This window comes from Salmonella sp. A7, from assembly GCF_020181675.1.
In the GTDB taxonomy this organism is placed as follows: Bacteria; Pseudomonadota; Gammaproteobacteria; order Enterobacterales; family Enterobacteriaceae; genus Salmonella; species Salmonella enterica.
Window position 1 is genome coordinate 2,812,420 of record NZ_CP084001.1, and the last position, 25,639, is coordinate 2,838,058.

25 protein-coding genes, 1 tRNA gene and 2 pseudogenes are annotated in these 25,639 nt (G+C 50.9%); 14 read left to right on the forward strand and 14 right to left on the reverse strand.

Annotated elements, in window-relative coordinates; translation table 11 throughout:
• Positions 1-5: 5 nt before the first annotated feature.
• Positions 6-328: pseudogene (locus LCS67_RS13885) on the reverse strand (hypothetical protein).
• 217 nt (positions 329-545) lie between these two features.
• Here LCS67_RS13885 and pipB point away from each other — a divergent pair.
• Both pipB and LCS67_RS13895 read left to right on the forward strand, forming a co-directional pair.
• Positions 546-1,421, forward strand: a complete 876-nt coding sequence (pipB, locus tag LCS67_RS13890; RefSeq protein ID WP_001123030.1) for an SPI-2 type III secretion system effector PipB — start codon at positions 546-548, stop codon at positions 1,419-1,421.
• Between the two features lie 170 nt (positions 1,422-1,591).
• Positions 1,592-2,092, forward strand: a pseudogene (locus LCS67_RS13895) (PipA/GogA/GtgA family type III secretion system effector); the annotation flags it as partial.
• Between the two features lie 136 nt (positions 2,093-2,228).
• Here the strand turns inward: LCS67_RS13895 and LCS67_RS13900 are convergent.
• Positions 2,229-2,316, reverse strand: a tRNA-Ser gene (locus LCS67_RS13900).
• A gap of 394 nt (positions 2,317-2,710) precedes the next feature.
• Between LCS67_RS13900 and yccA the strand changes: the two genes are divergently transcribed.
• A complete protein-coding gene (gene yccA, locus LCS67_RS13905) occupies positions 2,711-3,370 on the forward strand; it encodes an FtsH protease modulator YccA (protein WP_000374046.1) in 660 nt (219 codons plus the stop codon).
• Positions 3,371-3,456: 86 nt separating this feature from the next.
• A complete protein-coding gene (tusE, locus tag LCS67_RS13910; protein WP_000904446.1) occupies positions 3,457-3,786 on the forward strand; it encodes a sulfurtransferase TusE in 330 nt (109 codons plus the stop codon).
• On the opposite strand, the gene yccX is transcribed toward tusE, so the two are convergent.
• From yccX to LCS67_RS13925, 3 genes are read right to left on the reverse strand one after another with little or no spacing between them, the layout of a single operon-like run.
• Positions 3,783-4,064, reverse strand: coding sequence for an acylphosphatase (gene yccX, locus LCS67_RS13915; protein ID WP_000072884.1), 282 nt, complete (start codon positions 4,062-4,064; stop codon positions 3,783-3,785). The genes tusE and yccX overlap by 4 nt on opposite strands.
• Positions 4,065-4,112: 48 nt before the next feature.
• Complete coding sequence (locus LCS67_RS13920) at positions 4,113-4,892, reverse strand: helix-turn-helix transcriptional regulator (RefSeq protein ID WP_000548082.1); 780 nt, start codon at positions 4,890-4,892, stop codon at positions 4,113-4,115.
• Positions 4,893-4,917: 25 nt separating this feature from the next.
• Entirely contained in the window at positions 4,918-5,466 is a 549-nt protein-coding gene (locus tag LCS67_RS13925; RefSeq protein ID WP_000859418.1) for a YbhB/YbcL family Raf kinase inhibitor-like protein, read from the reverse strand.
• A gap of 214 nt (positions 5,467-5,680) precedes the next feature.
• On the opposite strand from LCS67_RS13925, the gene rlmI reads away from it, so the two are divergent.
• Complete coding sequence (rlmI, locus tag LCS67_RS13930; RefSeq protein WP_000140480.1) at positions 5,681-6,892, forward strand: 23S rRNA (cytosine(1962)-C(5))-methyltransferase RlmI; 1,212 nt, start codon at positions 5,681-5,683, stop codon at positions 6,890-6,892.
• Between the two features lie 57 nt (positions 6,893-6,949).
• Entirely contained in the window at positions 6,950-7,267 is a 318-nt protein-coding gene (hspQ, locus tag LCS67_RS13935) for a heat shock protein HspQ (protein ID WP_000561983.1), read from the forward strand.
• A 44-nt stretch (positions 7,268-7,311) separates the two neighbouring features.
• On the opposite strand, the gene LCS67_RS13940 is transcribed toward hspQ, so the two are convergent.
• The gene (locus tag LCS67_RS13940) at positions 7,312-7,725 is read right to left on the reverse strand and encodes a CoA-binding protein (RefSeq protein WP_001537782.1); all 414 of its coding nucleotides are present in this window, start codon (positions 7,723-7,725) and stop codon (positions 7,312-7,314) included.
• Positions 7,726-7,898: 173 nt separating this feature from the next.
• Between LCS67_RS13940 and LCS67_RS13945 the strand changes: the two genes are divergently transcribed.
• On the forward strand, positions 7,899-8,561 hold the full coding sequence (locus LCS67_RS13945; protein ID WP_000847732.1) for a DUF2057 family protein: 663 nt from the start codon (positions 7,899-7,901) through the stop codon (positions 8,559-8,561).
• Between the two features lie 94 nt (positions 8,562-8,655).
• Complete coding sequence (mgsA, locus tag LCS67_RS13950; protein WP_000424187.1) at positions 8,656-9,114, forward strand: methylglyoxal synthase; 459 nt, start codon at positions 8,656-8,658, stop codon at positions 9,112-9,114.
• 35 nt (positions 9,115-9,149) lie between these two features.
• Here the strand turns inward: mgsA and helD are convergent, their stop codons facing one another.
• Complete coding sequence (gene helD / locus LCS67_RS13955) at positions 9,150-11,204, reverse strand: DNA helicase IV (RefSeq protein WP_080183703.1); 2,055 nt, start codon at positions 11,202-11,204, stop codon at positions 9,150-9,152.
• A gap of 123 nt (positions 11,205-11,327) precedes the next feature.
• On the opposite strand from helD, the gene LCS67_RS13960 reads away from it, so the two are divergent.
• Both LCS67_RS13960 and yccS read left to right on the forward strand, forming a co-directional pair.
• Positions 11,328-11,774 carry a YccF domain-containing protein gene (locus LCS67_RS13960; RefSeq protein WP_001261222.1) on the forward strand — a complete coding sequence of 149 codons (447 nt, stop codon included), beginning with the start codon at positions 11,328-11,330 and terminating at the stop codon, positions 11,772-11,774.
• An 18-nt stretch (positions 11,775-11,792) separates the two neighbouring features.
• Positions 11,793-13,946 (forward strand): YccS family putative transporter, encoded by a 2,154-nt coding sequence (gene yccS / locus LCS67_RS13965; RefSeq protein ID WP_023215050.1) that lies wholly within the window; start codon positions 11,793-11,795, stop codon positions 13,944-13,946.
• Here yccS and LCS67_RS13970 read toward each other — a convergent pair.
• Complete coding sequence (locus tag LCS67_RS13970) at positions 13,933-14,538, reverse strand: TfoX/Sxy family DNA transformation protein (protein ID WP_001202375.1); 606 nt, start codon at positions 14,536-14,538, stop codon at positions 13,933-13,935. The two genes, yccS and LCS67_RS13970, sit on opposite strands and share 14 nt — an antisense overlap.
• A gap of 216 nt (positions 14,539-14,754) precedes the next feature.
• Between LCS67_RS13970 and sulA the strand changes: the two genes are divergently transcribed.
• On the forward strand, positions 14,755-15,264 hold the full coding sequence (gene sulA / locus LCS67_RS13975) for an SOS-induced cell division inhibitor SulA (protein ID WP_000288732.1): 510 nt from the start codon (positions 14,755-14,757) through the stop codon (positions 15,262-15,264).
• Between the two features lie 356 nt (positions 15,265-15,620).
• Positions 15,621-16,673 carry a porin OmpA gene (gene ompA, locus LCS67_RS13980; protein ID WP_001562588.1) on the forward strand — a complete coding sequence of 351 codons (1,053 nt, stop codon included), beginning with the start codon at positions 15,621-15,623 and terminating at the stop codon, positions 16,671-16,673.
• 71 nt (positions 16,674-16,744) lie between these two features.
• On the opposite strand, the gene matP is transcribed toward ompA, so the two are convergent.
• Positions 16,745-17,197, reverse strand: coding sequence for a macrodomain Ter protein MatP (matP, locus tag LCS67_RS13985; RefSeq protein ID WP_000877172.1), 453 nt, complete (start codon positions 17,195-17,197; stop codon positions 16,745-16,747).
• 185 nt (positions 17,198-17,382) lie between these two features.
• Here matP and LCS67_RS13990 point away from each other — a divergent pair, with 185 nt between their 5' ends.
• Positions 17,383-19,143, forward strand: coding sequence for an AAA family ATPase (locus LCS67_RS13990; RefSeq protein ID WP_000156458.1), 1,761 nt, complete (start codon positions 17,383-17,385; stop codon positions 19,141-19,143).
• A gap of 68 nt (positions 19,144-19,211) precedes the next feature.
• Positions 19,212-19,730 carry a bifunctional 3-hydroxydecanoyl-ACP dehydratase/trans-2-decenoyl-ACP isomerase gene (fabA, locus tag LCS67_RS13995; RefSeq protein ID WP_000227928.1) on the forward strand — a complete coding sequence of 173 codons (519 nt, stop codon included), beginning with the start codon at positions 19,212-19,214 and terminating at the stop codon, positions 19,728-19,730.
• Positions 19,731-19,829: 99 nt separating this feature from the next.
• Here the strand turns inward: fabA and rmf are convergent, their stop codons facing one another.
• The 5 genes from rmf to LCS67_RS14020 all read right to left on the reverse strand — a co-directional run bounded on the left by rmf (position 19,830) and on the right by LCS67_RS14020 (position 25,633).
• Complete coding sequence (gene rmf, locus LCS67_RS14000) at positions 19,830-19,997, reverse strand: ribosome modulation factor (protein WP_001537784.1); 168 nt, start codon at positions 19,995-19,997, stop codon at positions 19,830-19,832.
• Positions 19,998-20,252: 255 nt separating this feature from the next.
• A complete protein-coding gene (gene pqiC / locus LCS67_RS14005; protein WP_000759132.1) occupies positions 20,253-20,816 on the reverse strand; it encodes a membrane integrity-associated transporter subunit PqiC in 564 nt (187 codons plus the stop codon).
• Positions 20,813-22,453, reverse strand: a complete 1,641-nt coding sequence (gene pqiB, locus LCS67_RS14010) for an intermembrane transport protein PqiB (protein WP_000433412.1) — start codon at positions 22,451-22,453, stop codon at positions 20,813-20,815. Before pqiB ends, pqiC begins: the two co-directional genes overlap by 4 nt.
• Before the next feature lie 4 nt (positions 22,454-22,457).
• Positions 22,458-23,711 carry a membrane integrity-associated transporter subunit PqiA gene (gene pqiA / locus LCS67_RS14015; protein ID WP_000333143.1) on the reverse strand — a complete coding sequence of 418 codons (1,254 nt, stop codon included), beginning with the start codon at positions 23,709-23,711 and terminating at the stop codon, positions 22,458-22,460.
• Positions 23,712-23,725: 14 nt separating this feature from the next.
• Positions 23,726-25,633, reverse strand: coding sequence for an ABC transporter ATP-binding protein (locus LCS67_RS14020; RefSeq protein ID WP_000053043.1), 1,908 nt, complete (start codon positions 25,631-25,633; stop codon positions 23,726-23,728).
• Positions 25,634-25,639: the final 6 nt, after the last annotated feature.

Sequence of the window (25,639 nt, forward strand, 5' to 3'; positions counted from 1 at the left end):
ATACGTCAACATACTTTCTTAATGAGATAAAACGCGATACGTATGCCCTTTACAAGAGACAAAACCAGAATCTTTGGTGGAAATGTAAGGGGCAAACGTTCCTCTTTCTCATTTTGCTCTGTTTGCGGGAGCATTTTTAGTGTGTAAGTATTTCTGCTCGTCAGGTTTTTACGCCATCTACGCACATTTATTCTGCTATAAGTTGAAATACTGCAAAAAAAATATTAAGGCTTATTATTTTTTCTTTAGGTAAATTTTCGCTCAACAAACTTAATTGTTTATTCATTGATGATGAAGCGTAAGCTATGCTGGAAATGAAGGAAGTCAATAGTAAGGATAATCTTATTATTCACGGGTGATATTACTTCTGCTTCACCGTTATGGCAGATATCATCGCCTCTTGTCAGATGCCAGACACCTACTCATACCCAACCAAAGCTCTAAATACAAAAATCACCTTATATCTTTTTTTATTATTCCTTGTATAAATGTGACTTGACTCACACCTATAAGGAATCGACTCACTTCCATAAGAAGGAATCAAAATGCCAATAACTAACGCGTCCCCAGAAAATATATTAAGATATTTGCATGCGGCCGGTACCGGTACGAAAGAAGCAATGAAAAGTGCAACTTCACCACGCGGTATACTGGAATGGTTTGTCAATTTTTTTACCTGTGGTGGAGTAAGAAGAAGCAATGAAAGATGCTTTCAGGAGGTAATTGGAAAACTGACCACATCATTATTATATGTAAATAAAGATGCTTTCTTCGATGGTAATAAAATATTTCTGGAGGATGTCAACGGGTGTACTATATGTCTGTCATGTGGAGCAGCATCCGAAAATACGGATCCCATGGTCATTATTGAAGTGAACAAAAATGGAAAAACTGTAACGGATAACGTTGATAGTGAGAGATTTTGGAATGTATGTCGAATGTTAAAGCTGATGAGTAAACATAATATACAACAGCCTGATTCACTTATAACCGAGGATGGTTTTCTGAACCTGCGCGGAGTAAACCTGGCTCATAAAGATTTCCAGGGGGAAGATTTGTCAAAAATAGATGCTTCTAATGCAGATTTCCGTGAAACAACTCTTTCTAATGTAAATTTAGTCGGTGCAAATTTGTGTTGTGCAAATCTACACGCTGTAAATCTAATGGGTTCAAACATGACTAAAGCAAACCTGACTCACGCAGACCTGACTTGCGCTAACATGTCCGGTGTAAACTTAACCGCTGCAATTCTATTCGGCTCAGACTTAACTGACACCAAACTAAATGGTGCAAAATTAGATAAGATAGCTCTAACTTTAGCGAAAGCATTAACAGGAGCCGATCTGACAGGTAGTCAACATACCCCTACTCCACTCCCGGATTACAATGATAAAACGCTTTTCCCCCATCCAATATTTTAGTCGAGATAAAGGGATTTTATAAACAAGAAGTATTCAAACAGAAGCCCCCCTTGTTTTATTAAATAAACCCCGCCCCTAAGTTTCATTATAAATAACATTTTCAGCGTATTTTTACATTGTTGATATGAGAGCGTAGCAGAATAAGCTCTTTGATTAAAAATATCCAGGCTGTGGAGTACCTTATCTCAGGCGCGGGTGGAATAGACCCTGATACAGAAATTGATGACGACACTTATGACGAATGCTACGATGAACTATCCTCCGTACTTCAAAATGCGTATACCCAAATCGAAACATTCCGCAGACTGATGAATTACGCATATGAAAAAGAACTACATGATGTGGAGCAGCGCTGGCTATCGGGGGCAGGCGAAGCCTTTGAAACTACCGTGGCTCAGGAACACTTCAAACTTTCAGAAGGCAGGAACGTTATTTGTCTCAATCTGGACGATTCTGATGATTCATATACCGAACATTATGAAAGTAACGAAGGACCACAACTTTTTGACATAAAACGTTCATTTATTCATGAAGTTGTACATGCACTGAGCCATCTTCAGGATAAAGAAAAAAATCATCCAGGAGACCCTGTTGTCGAATATACCAACATTATTCTGAAAGAGATGGGGCATCCTTCACCTCCTGGAATGGCCTACATCTTCAATAAATAGACACATCAGGAAACGAAAAGAAACTAAAGACCCGCGTAGTCCGTTTTTTCGGGAAATATTCTAGCAGTATTTTCTAACTATATTCTAAGCGCCTAAAAAAACAAGGGGCTACCTTTCGGTAACCCCTTGTTTAATCTGGCGGAAGCGCAGAGATTCGAACTCTGGAACCCTTTCGGGTCGCCGGTTTTCAAGACCGGTGCCTTCAACCGCTCGGCCACACTTCCGGAATGAGGCGCACTATAAACATCCCGGTGCGTCATGTAAAGACCGAATGTGTTCGTTTGCGTGAAAAACAGGCAAAATTTCGTTAATTGCCTGAAATAGCGGCACATTGACCATTTCTTCAACACAAAAACTGGCTTAATACGTGTTGATCGTCCCCACTGTTTTACCGCTGTGATTATCAATTTTTTATCGGTAACGCGTGGTTGGCGCTGCCGCCTGTTTTATGGCGTAGCGCCAGGCATGAGAAGACCGTTTTAACGACTGTAATCACCTGAAATCTCTTAAGGAAACTAAACGTAAACGAATGCGTAAAGATGGGTAAAACCACTGGGTGACAGTGACTGTTTTTATTATTCTCCTTTATTAATTACATCTGTCATAAGAGAGTGACTAATGGATCGTATCATTACATCATCGCGTGATCGTAGCTCGCTACTGAGTACGCACAAAGTACTGCGCAACACCTATTTTCTGTTGAGCCTGACGCTGGCTTTCTCCGCAATTACCGCGACAGCCAGTACGGTACTGATGCTGCCCTCCCCCGGCCTGATTCTGACGCTGGTCGGTATGTATGGGCTGATGTTCCTGACCTATAAAACCGCCAATAAGCCGGTCGGTATCCTGTCTGCTTTTGCGTTTACCGGCTTCCTCGGCTATATCCTGGGCCCCATTCTTAACGCCTATCTGTCAGCAGGCATGGGCGATGTCATTGGCCTGGCGCTGGGTGGTACCGCGTTAGTATTTTTCTGCTGCTCCGCTTACGTTCTGACCACCCGTAAGGATATGTCTTTCCTGGGCGGTATGTTAATGGCCGGGATCGTCGTCGTGCTGATTGGTATGGTGGCGAATATTTTCCTGCAACTGCCTGCATTGCACCTGGCGATTAGCGCGGTGTTTATCCTGATTTCCTCGGGCGCTATCCTGTATGAAACCAGTAACATCATTCACGGCGGTGAAACCAACTATATTCGTGCGACCGTCAGCCTGTACGTTTCGCTGTACAACATCTTTGTCAGCCTGCTCAGCATTCTGGGCTTCGCCAGCCGCGACTAATCGACATTCCCCTCTTCCAGCCCTGCTTATGCAGGGCTTTATTTTTTGCTACACTGCCGTCCGTGTTGATTACGCAGTGAAACGTTATGTTGATCTTTGAAGGTAAAGAAATCAGTACTGATAGCGAAGGCTATCTGAAAGAGACGACGCAGTGGAGTGAAGCGCTGGCAGTCGCTATCGCCGCCAATGAAGGCATTGAGCTCTCTGCGGAACACTGGGAAGTCGTGCGCTTCGTGCGCGAATTTTACCTGGAGTTTAATACCTCTCCCGCCATCCGAATGCTGGTAAAGGCGATGGCGAATAAGTTCGGCGAAGAAAAAGGCAACAGCCGCTATCTGTATCGTCTGTTCCCGAAAGGCCCGGCAAAGCAAGCGACCAAAATCGCCGGTCTGCCCAAGCCGGTAAAATGTATTTAATACCGAATACTAAAGCCTGTTAGCGTCTCGCGAGGGCTGTGCGGTTCAGTGAGGATTTTGTCCACACGAGCAGAGCGCGGCCCGCCCTCTTTCAGCCACTTGATGAGTTTTTCCACCTGCGCTGCGTCGCCACAGGCCACCACTTCTACGCTTCCGTCATCCATATTCTTCGCATAGCCGGTTAACCCCAGCCGCTGCGCCTCATGCTGCGTGGTATAGCGAAACCCGACTCCCTGAACGCGACCATAAACCCAGGCGATAATGCAGACGTTCGACATGATGGTTCTCCTTTCATAATCAGTGGTGGAGGCTCATACAGGACATACTTAACGTACCTGACTGGGCAGACACCCATAATGTTGGCGGAATCTGGCCGTAAATCTCGACCCCGACAGGTAACCGCACCGTAGCGCTATTTCGCCGATCGGCAGCGTCGTCGATTGCAGTTGAGAAAGCGCGCAGGACATGCGCACCTCTTCAACAATTTGTCGATAACTCTGCGATTCGCGCTGCAAACGCCGACGCAGCGTCGATGTTCCCATAGCAAGACGGCGGGCTATCTCCTGGGCTGTCCATAGCTTAGCAGGCGAGAGCATAATCAGTTGCCGCACCTGCTCCGTGAGGGTGTAACGCCGTTCAATAAGCAGCGGTCCTGCCGCGCCATCATGCAAAAGCGCTAACAGTAACCCCATCGCCTGATGTTCCTGTAGCCCAACGGGTAAACCCTGGCGCACAGCATCCAACACGTTCTCCCACATAAATGTCAGGCTACGGCTCATCGGCGTACACAGCGATGTCAGGTTTGCCGGTGGATAATCCTGAACGTACATCGTTTTAAAGCGAGCAATAATCTCCGGTGAAAGTAACAACAGGTCGGAGCGAAAACCGTTCTGCGCAGGCTGATTAATAATCTCCAGCGGCGTGTTCGCCGGAATAATAATCAACTCGCCCGGCCCGGCGACAAGGCGGCTATCATCCTGAATGATGACTTTACTGCCCTGCGTAATATGGCAGATAGCGGCGGAAAAAAGCGTAACACGATGCAAACGGTGCAGATGACTGGAACGCACCTCTGCCGTCGTAAGATCCTGATGTCGAATATGCATCTCCTGCACCGTGCCGTCCTCTATTTTATCTTCCGTATGTGGCCGTGAATTGTGCTTTCGCAATCACATGCGCGTTAAGCATAAACCCTACCAACGCGCCACTCGACTCACTGTGGAGCGGCAGTGTTGCCGTATTCAGCGCCCACACAGTAAACTGATAGCGATGAGGCTTATCGCCCGGCGGCGGACAGGCGCCGCCAAAGCCAGCATAACCGAAATCATTCCGTCCCTGCACCACTCCAGCGGGTAACGTTTTTTTATCAGCCCCCGTCGGCAGGTCGTGGATCTGCGCAGGAATATTCACCATCGTCCAGTGCCACCAGCCGCTTCCGGTGGGCGCATCAGGATCGAAGACGGTAATAGCGTAGCTTTTGGTTCCGGCAGGCGGATTGCGCCAGCTCAGCTGCGGCGAAATATTTTCTCCGCTACAACCAAATCCTTTAAAGACGTGCTGTTGCGTTAAACGAAAATCCGCCGGAATATCCGCGCTACTGAGGCTAAACGCCGACGCGGCAGATACGCCGCCACTCAATGCCATCATTGCGGCTGCGGTCAAAGAGAAGACTGTTTTCATTGTATTTCCTTCTTCGTGTAAAGAAAGAACACTATAAAAAGCGTCCGCTGAAGAAACTGTGCCTTTACGATTCTATTTTGTGCAGAAACGCTCACCGCCATACGCTGGTGATTGCCTCTCTCATCTGTGCTACCCTACGCGCCATTTCGTTTTCACGGTCCCTGGCTGGAGCTATTATCCGGCTCGCGTCACTGTTTGTGAGAGGTTACTCCGCATGACTGAATCTACATTTCCGCAATATCCCCGTTTAGTCCTCAGCAAAGGGCGAGAAAAATCTTTACTCCGCCGCCACCCATGGGTCTTTTCCGGTGCCGTATCCCGCCTGGAAGGCAAAGCCAACCTCGGTGAAACTATCGATATCGTTGACCATCAGGGAAAGTGGTTAGCACGCGGCGCCTGGTCGCCAGCATCCCAGATCCGCGCGCGCGTCTGGACATTTGATAAAGCAGAATCCATTGATATTGCGTTTTTCACCCGCCGCCTGCGCCAGGCGCAGCAGTGGCGCGACTGGCTGGCGAAAAAAGACGGCCTGGATAGCTATCGTCTGATCGCCGGTGAGTCCGATGGCCTGCCTGGCGTCACTATCGATCGTTTTGGTCATTTTTTGGTGCTGCAACTGCTCAGCGCCGGGGCCGAATATCAACGCGCCGCATTAATTAGCGCTCTACAAACATGCTATCCGGATTGCGCTATTTACGATCGCAGCGACGTCGCCGTGCGGAAAAAAGAAGGGATGGCGCTGACGCAAGGTCCGGTCACTGGCGAACTGCCGCCTGCGCTTCTGCCAATTGAAGAACACGGTATGAAATTACTGGTCGATATCCAGGGCGGCCACAAAACCGGTTATTATCTTGATCAGCGCGACAGTCGTCTGGCGACGCGCCGCTACGTGGAAAATCAGCGGGTACTGAACTGCTTCTCTTATACCGGCGGTTTTGCCGTGTCGGCATTAATGGGCGGTTGTCGCCAGGTTGTCAGCGTGGATACCTCACAGGATGCGCTGGATATCGCCAGGCAAAACGTTGAACTGAACCAACTGGACTTGAGCAAAGCCGAATTCGTGCGCGATGACGTGTTTAAGTTGCTGCGCGCTTACCGTGAACACGGCGAAAAATTCGACGTCATCATCATGGACCCGCCCAAATTCGTCGAAAATAAAAGCCAGTTAATGGGTGCCTGCCGGGGCTATAAAGACATTAACATGTTAGCGATTCAACTGCTCAATCCGGGCGGCATACTGCTGACATTCTCTTGCTCCGGACTGATGACCAGCGATTTATTTCAGAAAATCATTGCCGATGCCGCAATAGATGCCGGTCGTGATGTACAATTTATAGAGCAGTTCCGTCAGGCCGCCGATCACCCGGTGATCGCCACCTACCCGGAAGGGCTGTATCTGAAAGGGTTTGCCTGTCGCGTCATGTAACTTGAAAAGTGGAATAGTATCCTCATATAAAGGGTATCTATTTCCCGGGAGGTGACTATGATAGCCAGCAAATTCGGTATCGGCCAACAGGTCCGCCATTCCCTGTTAGGTTACCTCGGAGTGGTCGTCGATATCGACCCGGAATATTCGCTTGATGAGCCGTCGCCTGATGAACTGGCGGTTAACGACGAACTTCGCGCCGCTCCGTGGTACCACGTGGTAATGGAAGATGATGATGGTCAGCCAGTGCATACTTATCTGGCCGAGGCCCAGTTGCGAAGCGAAATGCGGGACGAGCATCCAGAACAGCCATCGATGGATGAACTGGCGCGTACCATTCGCAAACAGCTTCAGGCGCCGCGACTACGTAACTGATTGTATTTAAAAGGCCGGAGGGCGATATCCGGCCATTTAAACTTTTATTTCGCCAGCCCCAGGCGAGGGATCTCAATCGCCGGGCAGCGATCCATCACCACGGTCATGCCTGCATCCCGCGCCAGTACCGCCGCCTGCTCGTTGATCACGCCAAGCTGTAGCCACAGCGTTTTTGCGCCGATAGCGATAGCTTCCTGCGCAACGCCCCATGCAGCTTCAGAGTTGCGAAAAACATCCACCATATCGACTTTTTCTGGAATGTCCGCCAGCGTGGCATACCCCTGTTGCCCCAGCAATGTCTTACCCGCGACTTTTGGCGCAACCGGAATCACATGGTAACCCTGCTCAAGCAGGTATTTCATTACCCGATAACTTGGACGATCGGGTTTATCGCTCGCACCTACCAGCGCGATAGTGCGAGTGGACGTCAATACATCAGCAATATCGGTCTCTTTCATCATCTTTCTCCTGGCTGTTTTGCAAAGTGTACGACAAACCTGACATAGCAACCATTCATCCCATACCGATGTATGAGAGCAAAACGCCAAAATATGTCTATATGTTAGTAAACATGATCTAAGAAAAATTTCGATACATTATTAGCCAGACGGCCTTTGGACAGGAGAACCTTATGAAAACCGGCGCGCTAACCACCTTCCTTGCTCTCTGTTTGCCGGTGACTGTTTTTGCCACAACGCTCCGTTTGTCGAATGAGGTTGATCTGCTGGTGCTGGACGGTAAAAAGGTGTCCAGCTCTTTATTACGCGGCGCAGAGAGCATCGAACTGGAAAACGGGCCGCATCAACTCGTTTTCCGGGTGGAAAAAACCATCCGCCTGCCCGGTAATGAAGAGCGGCTTTATATTTCTCCGCCGCTGGTGATAAGTTTCGATACCCAGCTGATAAGTCAGGTCAATTTTCAGCTCCCGCGGCTGGAAAACGAGCGCGAAGCCTCGCATTTTAACGCGGCGCCGCGTCTGGCGCTTTTGGACGGCGACGCCATGCCCATTCCGGTAAAACTCGATATTCTGGCCATTACTTCTACGGCTAAAGTGGTCGATTATGAAATAGAGACCGAGCGTTATAATAAATCGGCGAAACGCGCCTCGCTTCCTCAGTTCGCCACGATGATGGCAGACGACAGCACATTACTTTCCGACGTCTCAGAGCTTGATACCGTACCGCCGCAATCACAAACTCTGACAGAACAGCGGCTGAAATATTGGTTCCGACTGGCCGACCCGCAGACACGCCATCATTTTCTGCAATGGGCGGAAAAACAGCCGCCCTCTTGATATGAGTTGTCCCAGCGCGCAATTTTTTTGTCTTTCTCTTGCAGCATCAAGCGCTTCCAGTAATCTGTAGACAGGTTAACTACGGAATCGAATTATGGAACTGACGACTCGCACCTTGCCGACGCGCAAACATATCGCGTTGGTTGCTCACGACCACTGCAAACAGATGTTAATGAACTGGGTGGAACGCCATCAGCCGTTGCTGGAAAAACACGTTCTTTATGCAACCGGCACCACGGGGAATCTGATCCAGCGCGCAACCGGTATGGACGTTAATGCGATGCTGAGCGGCCCGATGGGCGGCGACCAGCAGGTTGGCGCGCTCATTTCAGAAGGGAAAATCGACGTGTTGATTTTCTTCTGGGACCCGCTTAACGCGGTACCGCACGACCCCGATGTCAAAGCGCTACTGCGTCTGGCCACCGTATGGAATATTCCTGTCGCCACTAATGTCTCAACGGCGGACTTTATCATCCAGTCCCCGCATTTTAATGACGCTGTAGATATTCTTATTCCGGATTATGCGCGTTATCTGGCCGAGCGCCTGAAATAACCGCTACGCGGGCGGGATGCTGTACCGCCCGCGCTTTAGGGCTTCCTCGCCACCGGCACATCCAGCTGTTTAAGCGCCTCCACAAAGCGCGAGGGATTATCTTTATTAAAAAGCAGCCAGACCCGCGCACGCGCGCGCGTCAACGCCACATATAACAAACGCCGCTCTTCAGCGTCCGGAAAATCCTCAACCTGAGGAAGAAGCGCACTTTCCATAATGGATTCTCGCGCCGGGGCGGGGAAACCGTCGTTACCCTCCTGCAATCCGACAAGAATCACGTAATCGGCCTGTTGGCCTTTGCTGGCATGGATAGTCATGAAGTCTATCTGTAACTTCGGCCAGCGAGTCGCCGCTTTTTGTAGACTCGCGGGTTTCAGATGATGATAGCGCGCCAGCACCAGGATACGTTCATCTTCCTTCGCATAGCCGGATAATTTATCCAGTAACGCGTCCAACTGGCTTTCATCTAATAACGTCACCGCTTTTTTATCGCCTGGGGTCAGACTATTTAACGGTTTTTTAAGCTGGTGCGGATTCTGCTGTACAAAGCGATTGGCAATATCGCCAATCCGACTGTTAAAACGGTACGTGGTGTCCAGGTGGCAATGCTCGCCCTCGCCGAACGTCTGATGAAACGCCGTCGTTAAGGAGAGCTGCGCCCCGCTAAAACGGTAAATCGCCTGCCAGTCATCGCCAACGGCAAACAGTGTAGTCTGGCTATTCTGCTTGCGCAGCGCCTCTAACAGCGACGCCCGTTGCGGGGAAATATCCTGAAATTCATCGACCAGAATATGCTTCCACGGGCTGATAAAACGCCCTTTTTCGAGGATCACCATTGCCTGATGGATCAGCCCGGAGAAATCAACGGCATTTTCCGCTTTCAACGCGCTTTTCCAGGACTTCAGCAGCGGCGCCATCAGCTTAATGCGTTTGCCAAACAGCTCGCGGCACTCCTCTGGCGCGCCAGCGATCATTTCTGCCTGCGCGCCGCCGTGCATACGCATCAAGCTGACCCAACGATCCAGACGAGGGGCCAGACGCCGCTGCAATGTCTCATCGTCCCAGAAATTACCTTCCGGCACCGCCCACTGCATCTCCTTTTCCAGCCACTGACGCCAGCCTTTGGCCTGCGCTTTTTTCTCGCTACACTGCTGACGCCAGGTGTGCAGAAATAGCTGATGCCGCGCGGTGGCGTCACTTTCCAGCTTACTGACAACCGGCGCTTTTTTACTGCCTTGCTGAATAATATATAGCGCCAGCGAATGGAACGTACGGGCAGTAATCTCTTCCGTATGTAAGCGCTCGCGGATACGCTCATCCATCTCCTCTGCCGCCTTGCGGCCAAACGCCAGTAAAAGAATTTGCCCCGCATCGGCTTGTCCGCGCGCCAACAGCCAACCCGCGCGCGCCACCAGCACCGAGGTTTTGCCGCTTCCCGCCCCCGCCAGTACCAGTAACGATGATTCGCCATTAACCACCGCCCTGGCCTGGGAGGGATTAAGCGGAGAGGATTCTATCTGCGTAAAAAAGTCGGCATGCGCTTCCAGCATGGCATCAGCATACGCCTGATTATGCTGCTGCCGACTTCCCTCGCTATCCTGTAACCAGGCCAGACACTTACGCCATATCTCGCGACAGTGAGCAAACTCCTCCAGACGTGAGACCGGTAGCGGCAAGGCGGCAAACGTCTGGCGAATTTCGTGTTCCAGCCCCCGAACGCGTTCACGGGTAAGCCATTGGTTTTCGCCCGTTCGCTCACTAATACGCGCCCATTGCTCTTGTAATGCCTGCGCGGCGACATCACTCATCTCCTGGCTCCAGCGACGCCAGTGCGCGTCCAGATAGCGATGGAATTGCTGGGTTTCCGACCACTCGGTACCGTGCAAACGCACGACTTTATCCTCCGGCAGGACAAACTCCAGCTCGCCCCATACCAGCCCACGCTTACAGTGAATCGCCAATAACTGATTGAATGGAATAAGATATTCATGCCTGTCGCCAGACACTTTCACCCCAGCGTTGAGGATCACGGCACGATCATACGGGTGTTGCGCCAGACGTTTTCCAAGAGAAGTTGCTTTCAGTTCCATGACTCAGCGAATCCAGACGTAAAGATGTGCTTATCAGTGTAACCGCCAGAGAAAACGTGCTCCAGTCTAAAAAAACGTTACAATTGCCCGCAGTGATAGAAAACCGGAATGAACTGAGGGTTTATGCGTACCGTTCTGAATATTTTAAACTTTGTACTGGGCGGCTTTGCCACTACGCTGGCCTGGCTGCTGGCGACGCTGGTCAGTATTGTGCTTATTTTCACCCTGCCGTTGACCCGCTCCTGCTGGGAGATAACCAAACTGTCCCTGTTCCCTTACGGTAATGAAGCCATTCACGTTGACGAACTTAATCCGGCGGCGAAAAGCGTATTAATGAATACTGGCGGTACTTTGCTGAATATTTTCTGGTTACTTTTTTTCGGCTGGTGGCTATGCCTGATGCACATTGCCTCCGGTATCGCGCAGTGTGTCACTATCATCGGGATACCTGTCGGTATTGCGAACTTTAAAATTGCCGCGATTGCGCTTTGGCCTGTCGGTCGCCGCGTCGTCTCTGTAGAAACCGCTCGCGCCGCGCGAGAAGCTAACGCGCGCCGCCGTTTTGAATGATCGGGACAAATAGCCTTTATGTTAAGTCCGTTGATTCGCCGTTATACCTGGAACAGTGCCTGGCTGTATTACATCCGCATTTTTATCGCTCTGTGCGGCACCACCGCCCTGCCCTGGTGGCTGGGCGACGTCAAACTTACCATCCCGCTCACGCTCGGTATGGTTGCCGCAGCGCTAACCGATCTCGACGACCGCCTTGCCGGACGCTTGCGTAATTTAATCATTACCTTAATTTGCTTTTTTATCGCGTCGGCTTCTGTGGAGCTGCTCTTTCCCTGGCCGTGGCTATTTGCGTTGGGCTTAACGTTATCCACCAGCGGATTTATTCTGTTGGGAGGATTAGGGCAACGCTATGCTACCATCGCGTTCGGCGCGTTACTCATTGCCATCTATACGATGCTGGGTACCTCTTTATACGATCACTGGTATCAGCAACCACTGCTCCTGCTGGCAGGCGCAGTATGGTATAACCTACTGACGCTAACCGGGCATCTGCTATTTCCGATCCGTCCGTTGCAGGATAATCTGGCACGCAGTTACGAACAGTTAGCGCACTATCTGGAACTGAAATCACGTCTGTTTGATCCTGATATTGAAGATGAAAGCCAGGCGCCGCTCTATGATTTAGCGTTAGCGAACGGGCAGTTAATGGCGACGCTGAACCAAACGAAAGTGTCGTTGTTGACTCGCCTGCGCGGCGATCGCGGTCAACGCGGTACGCGCCGCACCCTCCATTACTATTTTGTGGCGCAGGATATTCATGAACGCGCCAGTTCTTCGCATATTCAATACCAGACGCTGCGCGATTATTTTCGCCATAGCGACGTCATGTTCCGCTTTCAACGTCTGATGTCGATGCAGGCGCAGGCCTGTACGCAGCTGGCGCGCTGTATCTTACTGCGTACGCCGTACCAGCATGATCCGCGTTTTGAACGCGCCTTTACCCACATTGACGCCGCGCTTGAACGTATGCGCGCCAGCGGCGCTTCTTTAGAGCTGTTAAATACGCTTGGGTTCTTATTAACCAACCTACGCGCCATTGATGCGCAACTGGCGACGATCGAGTCGGAGCAGGCCCAGGCAATGCCGCGCAATGAGTCAGAAAACCAGTTGGCTGATGATAGCCTGCACGGGTTTAGCGACATCTGGCTGCGTCTGAGCCGTAATTTTACCCCGGAGTCCGCTCTCTTTCGCCATGCGGTACGCATGTCGCTGGTATTGTGCATCGGTTATGCTCTCATCCAAATTACCGGGATGCGCCACGGGTACTGGATATTGCTCACCAGCCTGTTTGTTTGCCAGCCTAACTATAACGCGACCCGCCATCGCCTTGCGCTCAGGATTATCGGTACGTTGGTAGGCGTTGCGATCGGCCTGCCGATTTTATGGTTTGTCCCTTCGCTTGAAGGACAGTTAGTTCTGCTGGTGATTACCGGCGTGCTTTTCTTCGCATTCCGTAATGTGCAGTATGCCCATGCGACGATGTTCATCACCCTGCTGGTATTACTCTGCTTTAACCTCCTGGGCGAAGGCTTCGAGGTAGCGTTACCGCGCGTCGTCGACACGTTAATTGGCTGCGCTATCGCCTGGGCTGCGGTCAGCTTTATTTGGCCGGACTGGCGCTTTCGCAACCTTCCCCGGGTACTCCAGCGCGCCACCGATGCTAATTGCCGCTACCTTGATGCGATCCTTGAGCAATATCACCAGGGACGGGATAACCGCCTGGCCTATCGCATTGCCAGACGCGACGCGCACAACCGCGATGCAGAACTGGCATCCGTGGTTTCTAATATGTCGAGCGAACCCGACGTCACGGCCGAAACCCGGGAGGCGGCGTTCAGGCTGCTTTGCCTCAATCACACTTTTACCAGCTATATCTCCGCCCTCGGCGCGCACCGCGAAAAGCTCAGTAATCCGGACGTGTTGGGGCTTCTGGATGACGCGGTCTGCTACGTTGATGATGCGCTTCATCATCAACCTGAAGACGAACAGCGCGTACACCAGGCGCTGGAGGGTTTAAAGCAGCGAGTTCAGTCGCTGGAAACACGTCCGGACAGCAAAGAACCTCTGGTTGTTCAACAAATTGGTTTGCTCATTGCCTTACTGCCCGAGATTGGACGCTTGCAACGGCAAATTTCACCGCCGACTTCTACATTAATTACCCAGCCGTAAGCGAATGAGCCCAGTCGGCAAGCTCCTGGCGACGACTCGCCGGGAGCGCCGCTTCATGTACGCCGACAATTGCGCCTTCCAGGGCATACAAAACTTTCACTGTCAGCAAGGGATTGCTTTGTCGCAACCTTAGCCAGCACATTTTCGCGCCCAGTATGCGTAACATATTTTCGTCCTTTATCCCTGACTCATTGAGCAATGTTTCCAGATGGAAGGTCATATTGGGGAGATCTTTGAGTCTGTGCTGTAAAATACGGCTGTGTTTTTCCTTCATTGCCGCGTCAAGAGAATACTTCGATAAACGTACCAGCTGCTGCTGATCGCGCCACAGGCTTTCATCCACCCGGTAATAGTTGAGCATAACGGGACGTCCACATTTCATAAACATGAGCCAGGCGGGAGGATGCTTCACACAGTAGGGTACGCTTTCTTCACAGGCGCGGAGATAAAGCTCGCCATTAGCCACCATCGCAAAGACGGTATCCTCCACGGTCAGACTATAGCTACCGAATAAAGATCGATACTGGATCGTCCCCAAAGAGGCCAAATATTCTTGCGATTTATAGATCCTGTCATAAGAGAGTGCTCTCATAAAATTCCTTTTAAATCATAAAGTAAAAGAATGATTTGCAGTAACGGATCCGTTAATGACGAAAATAGGCAACTTATACTCCGCGAGCAAGATGATTTTTATTTTTGACGCCACTAAGAATAAAAATTGCGAGACAGTTTCCGAAAATAGAGTTGATCTTTCATCGCCACAGGGGTACTGTATGAATATACAGTAACTCACAGGGCTGGATTGATTATGTACACTTCAGGTTATGCAAATCGTTCTTCGTCATTTCCTACCACTACCCACAACGCAGCGCGCACCGCTACGGAAAATGCCGCGGCAGGACTGGTCAGTGAAGTTGTCTACCACGAAGACCAGCCCATGATGGCGCAGCTCCTGCTTTTGCCTTTACTTCGTCAGTTAGGCCAACAATCACGCTGGCAGCTCTGGCTCACGCCACAGCAAAAGCTCAGCCGAGAGTGGGTACAGTCTTCAGGTTTGCCATTAACGAAAGTGATGCAAATTAGCCAGCTTGCGCCTCGTCATACGCTGGAGTCGATGATCCGCGCTTTGCGTACAGGAAATTACAGCGTGGTAATTGGTTGGATGACTGAAGAACTGACAGAAGAAGAACATGCCAGCCTGGTTGAAGCAGCGAAGGTAGGTAATGCGGTAGGGTTTATCATGCGCCCTGTACGTGCGCACGCTTTACCCAGGAGACAGCATTCCGGGCTAAAAATTCACTCTAATTTGTATCATTAAGTAAAATTAGGATTTATCCTGGACTTTTTTTTACGCGAACGCATCTCCTTTGAGTGGTAACGTTTTTTTTGCGAGAAAGCTTGCCAGAAGCGGTTTCCGCAATTTTTGCTGTACGATTTATCATCTGAAACTGTTAAATGATGTGTATATCCAGCATGTTTTTTTCACATGTCTGACGGAGTTCACACTTGTAAGTTTCCAACTACGTTGTAGACTTTACATCGCCAGGGGTGCTCAGCATAAGCCGTAGATATCGGTAGAGTAACTATTGAGCAGATCCCCCGGTGAAGGATTTAACCGTGTTATCTCGTTGGAGATATTCATGGCGTATTTTGGATGATAACGAGGCGCAAAAAATGAAAAAGACAGCTATCGCGATTGCAGTGGCACTGGCTGGTTTCGCTACCGTAGCGCAGGCCGCTCCGAAAGATAACACCTGGTACGCTGGTGCTAAACTGGGCTGGTCTCAGTACCATGACACCGGCTTCATTAACAATGATGGCCCGACTCATGAAAACCAACTGGGCGCAGGTGCTTTTGGTGGTTACCAGGTTAACCCGTACGTTGGCTTTGAAATGGGCTACGACTGGTTAGGCCGTATGCCGTACAAAGGCGACAACATCAATGGCGCTTATAAAGCTCAGGGCGTTCAGTTGACCGCTAAACTGGGTTATCCAATCACTGACGATCTGGACGTTTATACCCGTCTGGGTGGTATGGTATGGCGTGCAGACACCAAGTCTAACGTCCCTGGCGGCGCGTCTACTAAAGACCACGACACCGGCGTTTCCCCGGTATTCGCGGGCGGTATCGAGTATGCCATCACCCCTGAAATCGCAACCCGTCTGGAATACCAGTGGACTAACAACATCGGTGATGCCAACACCATCGGCACCCGTCCGGACAACGGCCTGCTGAGCGTAGGTGTTTCCTACCGTTTCGGCCAGCAAGAAGCTGCTCCGGTAGTAGCTCCGGCACCGGCTCCGGCTCCGGAAGTACAGACCAAGCACTTCACTCTGAAGTCTGACGTACTGTTCAACTTCAACAAAGCAACTCTGAAACCAGAAGGCCAGCAGGCTCTGGATCAGCTGTACAGCCAGCTGAGCAACCTAGATCCGAAAGACGGTTCCGTCGTCGTTCTGGGCTTCACTGACCGTATCGGTTCTGACGCTTACAACCAGGGTCTGTCCGAGAAACGTGCTCAGTCTGTTGTTGATTACCTGATCTCCAAAGGTATTCCGTCTGACAAAATCTCCGCACGTGGTATGGGCGAATCTAACCCGGTTACCGGCAACACCTGTGACAACGTGAAACCTCGCGCTGCCCTGATCGATTGCCTGGCTCCGGATCGTCGCGTAGAGATCGAAGTTAAAGGCGTTAAAGACGTGGTAACTCAGCCGCAGGCTTAAGTTTCCGTCTGATAAAAAACCCCGCGTCGCGGGGTTTTTTGCTCTGGTCTGGATGACAACGCCTTTCAGCGTTACTTCTTGCCTAATAACGCCTGTAAATCCTGCTTTAACGTGGTCATTTGCGTGGCATATTTCTCTTTATGCTCCGCGTCTTCTATCAGTTGCACTATCGTTTCGGATAATGTTTTACCGCGTCGCTGCGCAAGGCCTGCCAAACGCTGCCAGACCATAAACTCTAAATCGATAGATTTTTTGCGCGTATGCTGATGTTCCGCATTGAAGTGTCGTTTGCGTCTTGCCCGAATGGTTTGTTTCATCCGATTAAGCAAGGCAGGATTCATATGCCTGTCTATCCAGACATTTACCCGCACCGGTTCATTTTCGAGGGCCAACAACAAATTGACGGCTTCCTGGGCAGCACTGGCTTCCACGTAGCGGGTGATCAACTCCCCTTCGCGGTGCTTTTTCACCAGATATTTCCATTTCCAACCGCTTTCAAGATTTTCAAGTTGTTGATATTTCATTGCGATCCCAATGTTACCGTGTAACTGTTATCAGAATATCAGTTTTTTAGCCATCTGAAGAAAAGAATCTCGAACCTGTGAATGGTTACACGTCTTCATATTACTTTGCATTCGCTTTCCGCGTGTGCAGCGTGACGGGTTAGGCTATAATCCCCCCTTTTACAACAGACTAAAAAACCTCAACTTTGACCATTACGAAACTTGCATGGCGTGATCTGGTTCCGGATAGCGAAAGCTATCAGGAGATATTTGCACAGCCACACGCGACTGACGAAAACGACACCTTACTCAGTGATACTCAGCCACGACTGCAATTTGCGCTTGAGCAGCTTATTCAGCCGTGGAGTTCATCCTCTTTTATGCTGACTAAAGCGCCTGAAGAGCAAGAGTATCTCACTTTACTTTCAGATGCCGTCCGCGCTCTGCAAACCGATGCCGGACAATTAACCGGCGGACATTATGACGTTTCCGGGCATACTGTTCATTACCGCGCCGCGCAGAATGCGCAAGACAACTTTGCCACCGTCACACAAGTCGTCAGCGCGGACTGGGTCGAAGCCGAACAGCTCTTTGGTTGCCTGCGGCAGTATAACGGCGACATTACCCTGCAGCCGGGACTGGTTCATCAGGCGAACGGCGGCGTGCTGATTATTTCCTTACGAACCCTTCTGGCGCAGCCGTTGCTATGGATGCGTCTGAAAGCCATCGTTAGCCGCGAGCGTTTTGACTGGGTGGCGTTTGACGAGTCGCGTCCATTACCGGTCTCCGTGCCATCAATGCCGCTCAAACTGAAGGTGATTCTGGTTGGCGAACGTGAATCACTGGCTGATTTTCAGGAAATGGAACCGGAGCTCGCGGAACAGGCTATCTACAGTGAATTTGAAGACAATTTACAAATAGCGGACGCAGAAGCTATGACCCTATGGTGTCAATGGGTGACGCGTATCGCTTTACGCGATAATTTGCCCCCTCCGGCACCAGACGCCTGGCCCGTCCTGATACGCGAGGCTGTGCGCTATACCGGCGAACAGGATACGCTGCCTCTTTGCCCACTGTGGATAGCCCGCCAGTTTAAGGAGGCATCGCCTTTATGCGAAGGCGATACCTGCGGCGCAGAAGCGCTCAGTCTGATGCTTGCCCGACGCGAATGGCGAGAAGGCTTTCTGGCGGAACGGATGCAGGATGAGATTCTGCAAGAGCAGATCCTGATTGAAACCGAAGGCGAACGCGTTGGACAAATCAATGCGCTTTCCGTCATTGAGTTTCCCGGGCATCCGCGCGCCTTTGGCGAACCGTCGCGAATTAGCTGTGTTGTGCATATCGGCGATGGCGAATTTAACGATATTGAGCGCAAGGCCGAACTTGGCGGAAATATCCACGCTAAGGGAATGATGATTATGCAGGCCTTCCTGATGTCGGAGTTGCAGCTGGAGCAACAAATTCCCTTCTCTGCCTCGTTAACCTTTGAGCAATCCTACAGCGAAGTGGATGGCGATAGCGCCTCAATGGCGGAATTATGTGCGCTTATCAGCGCGCTGGCCAATGTGCCAGTGAATCAAAACATTGCGATTACCGGCTCGGTCGATCAGTTTGGTCGCGCGCAACCGGTGGGCGGGCTAAACGAAAAAATTGAAGGTTTCTTCGCCATCTGCGAGCAGCGGGAATTAAACGGTAAACAGGGCGTGATTATCCCTGCCGCCAATGTCCGCCATCTCAGTCTTAAATCTGAACTGCTGCAAGCGGTTAAAGAAGAGAAGTTCACTATCTGGGCGGTAGACGACGTGACCGACGCCTTACCGCTACTGTTAAATCTGGTGTGGGATGGCGAAGGTCAAACGACGTTGATGCAGACTATCCAGGAGCGTATCGCGCAGGCGACGCAACAGGAAGGCCGTCATCGTTTCCCGTGGCCATTACGTTGGCTGAACGCTTTTATTCCGAACTGATCGGACTTGTTCAGCGTACACGTGTTAGCTATCCTGCGTGCTTCAATAAAATAAGGTTTACATAAAACATGGTAGATAAACGCGAATCCTATACAAAAGAAGACCTTCTTGCCTCTGGTCGTGGTGAACTGTTTGGCGCTAAAGGGCCGCAACTCCCTGCGCCGAACATGCTGATGATGGACCGCGTCGTTAAGATGACCGAAACGGGCGGCAATTTCGACAAAGGCTATGTCGAAGCCGAGCTGGATATCAATCCGGACCTATGGTTCTTCGGATGCCACTTTATCGGCGATCCGGTGATGCCCGGTTGCCTGGGTCTGGATGCTATGTGGCAATTGGTGGGATTCTACCTGGGCTGGTTGGGCGGCGAAGGCAAAGGCCGCGCTCTGGGCGTGGGCGAAGTGAAATTTACCGGCCAGGTTCTGCCGACAGCCAGGAAAGTCACCTATCGCATTCATTTCAAACGTATCGTAAACCGTCGCCTGATCATGGGCCTGGCGGACGGTGAGGTTCTGGTGGATGGTCGTCTGATCTATACCGCACACGATTTGAAAGTCGGTTTGTTCCAGGATACTTCCGCGTTCTAAGTGTTGAATTGATATTCCGCGCTATCGGTATCATGCTTGCAAAGCCAATAAAGGCGAAACCTCCGCACTGCGGAGGTTTCTTTTTCTAAAGAGACAGAATCAGGCCATTACCGCCCTGTCCTCCATGGCTTGTCGCCAACCTCCCAACCAGTATGACCGTTGATTCAGCGTCTGATAGGGACACATTTCTTTTGATCGTCCGGCGATGCCGGCCTGATATCCACGTTGATGTGCCCGTTCCAGGCGATCTCGTTTTTGTCTCTTCATGCCTCGTTTCCCTCATATTTGTATCTGGTGGAAAAGAAAACAGTGATTACAAAATGTGCAATCACACTACACGAATACCTCTAAATGGATCGCCCGTCAATGCGCAAAATTCACACCAATGTCATATTTGTGAGCTATACGGTAAATCATTTGTACAAAAAATGTGAGCCATAACAACTATTTTTCCGGCGTCAAAAATAAAAAAACCGCCTCAGGCGTACGACCTGAAGCGGTTAAATTTACATTACTTTTATCTCAGGGAAGGCGCTTTATCTCATCTGCGATAGCGGCTGCTTCCTGACTCCATGCGCTTGCCAGTACTTTGACCATCTCATCATAGCCATCTTTCTGCTGGCTGGCTTCGATATGGAAAGGCCGCTTAATCAGTTGTCCGTTGTGGTTTAATAGCCACTCCCCGCTGACGATAACCTTACCATCGTAACGTCCATGGAATCCGGTTACGGTAACGTTTAACGTATCCTGGGTGGTTCCCAACGGCTGGGAAGCGACGACCCAGCCAGGAAGCCGGGCGCTAAGATTCGCCACCAGCGTGTTACGCAATTGCTGATCCAGCGGGCTGGCCCACAGATTGTTATTGGCAATCACATACTGAACATCACTGGTTTGATACACCACGCCGTTACCTGCCAGATAGTCAGGTACGGAAACCTGCTCTACCCATAAGAGACGGTTGCCCTGACTTGCGGTGCTTTGCACACCGATTTGCGCTATCGGGAGCTGATAATAGCTTTTATTCTCTCCGCCGGAGCTACATGACGCCAGCCAGAACGCCATTATCACGACTAGCCATTTTTTCATTGTTTCGCCCTCTTAGGCTCAGGATCTTTTTTATCCTTCGCTTCAAATACCAGCGCGTTGCTCTTCTCGTTCAGAGTTTTCAACACCGGTTGTAACTCACGAAGCACCTGATCGAGACGCTGCATATCCGCCACCATTTTGTTATACGCCGCCGATCCAGGCTGGAAGCCTTGCATACTGCGGTTAAGTTCGCGTAACGTCGTTTGCATATCCGCCGGAAGCTGCTGCATCGACTGACTGGAGGTAATCTTGTTCATATTATCCAGCGTGGTTTGCAGCCGACGCATAGTACGCTGGCTTTCAGACAGCGTATTGGTCGCTTGTTCAATCATCGGATTCAGCGGCAGGTTGTTGATCTTATCCAACGTTTCCACCAGTCGCTGTTGAATTTGCGCCAGGCCGCTGCTGACGGTGGGAATAATTTCATAACCATCAAATTCGCGTAGCCCGGTAATCGGCGGTTCCTTAGGATAAAAGTCCAGATCGACATACAGCGCTCCGGTCACCAGGTTACCGGTTTTAAGCGATGCACGCAGACCGCGCTTAAGCAGCTCCGCCAAATGCGCGGCAACATCCGCATTTTCTCCCAGTTGCGCTTTCAGACGCTCCGGTTCAATGCGCACCAGCACAGGAATACGGTAATCATCGTTAAATACCTGGCGCATTTTAGACGCAAAGAAAGGCACTTTGCTTACCGTCCCCAGACGAATACCGCGGAACTCCAGCGGCGCGCCAGGTTGTAATCCGCGCACCGAATCTTTAAAGAACATCAGGTAATCGATATGATCGGTGTACAGCGAATCCTGAATACTTTTTTGATCGTCGTAGAGATTAAACGCCGTTTTTTCGGCGACAGGTTGCCCCTGCTCAAGTCCTTCCGGCACATCAAAACTCACGCCGCCGCCAAACAATGTCGTCAACGATCCCATTTCCACGCGCATTCCCGCCGATGTCAGATCCACAGCGATACCGCTATCTTTCCAGAATCGGACATTACTGGTAACCAATCGATCGTTTGGCGCCTTAATGAACAACTGATAACTCATTGTCCGTTTTTGCGGATCGAAAGAGCTGGTTTCAACGGATCCTACCCGATAGCCCCGGAACAGAACGGGATCGCCAGGACTGAGCTGACCGGCCTTTTTGCTGTCCAGAATCACACGAATGCCTTTGGCATCGGGCGGCGCCAACGGCGGTGAATCAAGAAGCTGATAGCTTTCCGGCTGACTGCCCTTACTTCCTGGTTGTAGTTCAATATACGCGCCTGATAGCAGCGTCCCAAGCCCGCTGATGCCTTCACGCCCCACCTGCGGTTTTACGACCCAAAATACCGAGTCTTTATGCAGCAACTTTTCCATGCCGGAATGAAGCCGCGCTTTGATTTGTACATGGGTCAGATCGTCAGTCAGCGTCGCGCTTTCAACCACGCCGACATCCACGCTGCGACTTTTGATCGTCGTTTTTCCGCCTTCAATACCTTCCGCATTGGTGGTAATTAAGGTAACTTCCGGTCCCTGGTGGCTGTAGTGATAAAACAGAATCCAGGCTCCGATAAGCGCAGTAACAATCGGGAATATCCAGACAGGCGACCAATTTTTCACCTTTTGTACTTTGGCTTCCCCTTTTTTAGGTTCCATGCTATCAGGACTCCTCATGGCCTGGTTCGTATTCACGATCCCACGACAGACGCGGATCAAAGGTCATCGCAGAAAACATTGTCATTATGACGACTAAAGCAAACATCAACGCACCCATCGCAGGATAAATATTCATTAACCCTCCCATGCGCACCAGCGCAGAGAGTACAGCAATGACAAAGACATCAATCATTGACCAGCGTCCCACAAACTCCACTACTTCATAAATAAAATGCATCCGTTCACTGTCGCGTTTACCGTGGCCTTTCGCATCCCAACAAAGCCAGGCAATGGCGATCATTTTTAGCGTCGGCACCATAATACTGGCGAGAAAGATAACCGCCGCCACCGGATAAGACCCCTCGCTCCACAGCAAAATCACGCCAGCCAGAATGGTCGACGGCATTTTAGAGCCCAGTAAGTCGGTAATCATAATCGGCAAAATATTGGCGGGCAGATAAAGCATGATCGAGGTAAATAATAACGCCAGCGTCCACTGCAAACTGTTTTTACGCCGGACATAGCCTTTCGTATGGCAACGCGGACAGACGAGACTCTCCGCAGGCAGGATCGCCGTGCAGCAGGCGCAAGAACGCAAAGACTGCCGGATACCGGTAATCCCCGGCGTTAACGGCTGCGCCAGTGCAGGCTGCGGGGCGATATCATCCCACAACCAGCGGCGATCGACACACTGGAACGCCCGCAGTTGAACGAGACAAAATAAGCACCAGGGAATAAAACTGCTGCCGATGCCGATATCGCCGTAGGCCATCAGCTTAACAAAACTGACCAACACCCCGGCGAGAAATATTTCCGCCATTCCCCACGATTTGAGGAGGAAAAAGATCCTTGCCAGCGTTTTTTTTACCGACAACGGCAGATTGGCGCGGTTGACAAGTAATAGAATGGTCACCAGGCAAAATGCCGGCACCAGTTGGACAAATAATAAAAAGAACGTGCCGAGGCTGGCGTAATCTTCAGAAAACATGACGCCGGGGATTTCCAGAAGCGTGACTTCGCTGGTGACGCCCGCGACATTCATATTCACGAAGGGAAAAAGGTTAGAAAGCAGCAACATAAATAGTGCCGCTAACGCATAGGCGGTAGGACGCTGCCGGGGCGCGTCCCACTCGGTCGTTAACGTTGCGCCGCATCGTGGACATGCTGCTTTTTGCCCATGCGAGAGGCGGGGTAAAGCCACCAGCATGTCGCATTGCGGGCACAATATGTGCTTCGCAGCATGGTGATGTTCACACATAGGCGCTCCTTTCGTTATGCCCCGTTTTTCAGGCCTTCAAGATACTCCCAACGTTCGAAGGCTTGCTCAAGTTCTTGCTCCGCCTGACTTAAATCGGCCAGAACTTTTTGCGTTTGCTCATGGGGTTGGCTAAAAAAGGCCGCATCCGCAACCTGCGCCTGTAGCGCTTCCAGCTTCGCTTCCAGGTCTTCAAGCTGACCGGGTAACAGCTCCAGCTCGCGCTGCAGTTTATAGCTTAGTTTGCTACTGCCACGTTTTACAATTTCTGCTTTAGGGGCAATAACTTCCTCATTTTTTTTCGCCATCGGCTGTTTCGTCGCCAGATGCTGCTCTTGCTGCGCACGCGCATCATGGTAGCCGCCGATATAACGTCCGATTTTGCCGCCGCCCTCGAAAATCCAGCATTCCGTCACGGTATTATCGACAAATTGCCGATCGTGGCTGACCAGTAGTACCGTGCCCTGATAGCCATCAATTAATTCTTCTAATAGTTCCAGCGTTTCGACGTCAAGATCGTTCGTTGGTTCATCGAGAATTAAAAGATTGCTCGGCTTGAGGAACAGTCGCGCCAGCAGCAGACGGTTACGTTCGCCGCCGGAAAGCGCGCGAACGGGCGTCATCGCCCGTTTGGGATGAAACAGGAAGTCCTGCAAATAGCCCAGTACATGGCGCGGCTTACCGTTTACCATCACCTCTTGCTTGCCTTCCGCAAGGTTATCCATCACGGTTTTTTCCGGATCCAGTTCGGCGCGATGCTGATCGAAGTAGGCGACTTCCAGCTTCGTTCCTACGTGGATGCGCCCGCTGTCAGCCTGAAGCTGTCCCAGCATCAGTTTCAGTAGCGTGGTTTTACCGCAGCCGTTCGGGCCAATTAACGCAATTTTGTCGCCACGCTGTACCTGAGCGGAGAAATCTTTTACCAGTTGTTTTCCTTCTACCTGGTAATCGACATTCTCCATCTCAAAAACGATTTTACCGGAGCGCGTCGCCTCCTCGACCTGCATCTTCGCCGTGCCCATCACTTCCCGACGCTCGCTGCGTTCACGACGCATCGCTTTTAACGCCCGCACGCGCCCTTCATTACGGGTGCGGCGCGCCTTGATACCCTGGCGAATCCAGACTTCTTCCTGCGCCAGTTTGCGATCAAATTCCGCGTTTTGTAATTCTTCTACGCGCAGCGCTTCTTCTTTCTCCAGCAGGTATTGATCGTAATTTCCCGGATAGGTGACCAGTTTGCCACGATCGAGATCGACAATGCGGGTTGCCATATTGCGAATAAACGAACGATCGTGAGAGATAAAAATAATCGTTCCGTTAAAGGTTTTCAGAAACCCTTCCAGCCAGTCGATAGTTTCGATATCCAGATGGTTAGTCGGTTCATCCAGTAACAATACGCGCGGATTGCTGACCAGCGCCCGACCCAGCGCGGCTTTACGCAGCCAGCCGCCAGAGAGCGACGACAGCGCGGCGTTAGGATCGAGGCCAAGCTGCGCCAGCACTTCATTAATACGGTTTTCCAGCTGCCACAGATTATGATGATCGAGCTGTTCCTGTACGCGCGCCATTTCATTGAGGTTTTTCTCGCTGGGATCGGTCATCACCAGACGGGAAATCTCATGATAGCGCTTGAGGTATTCCGCTTGTTCTTCGATACCTTCGGCGACAAAGTCATAGACGCTGCCCGCAATATTACGGGGCGGGTCCTGTTGCAGACGCGCGACGATCAGATCCTGCTCATAAATAATACGCCCATCGTCCAGACCCTGTTCGCGGTTGAGGATCTTCATCAAGGTGGATTTCCCGGCGCCGTTACGCCCCACCAGACAGACGCGTTCGTTATCTTCGATATGCAACTCTGCGTTATCGAGAAGCGGCGCGTCGCTGAACGACAGCCATGCGCCATGCATACTGATTAATGACATTTACTT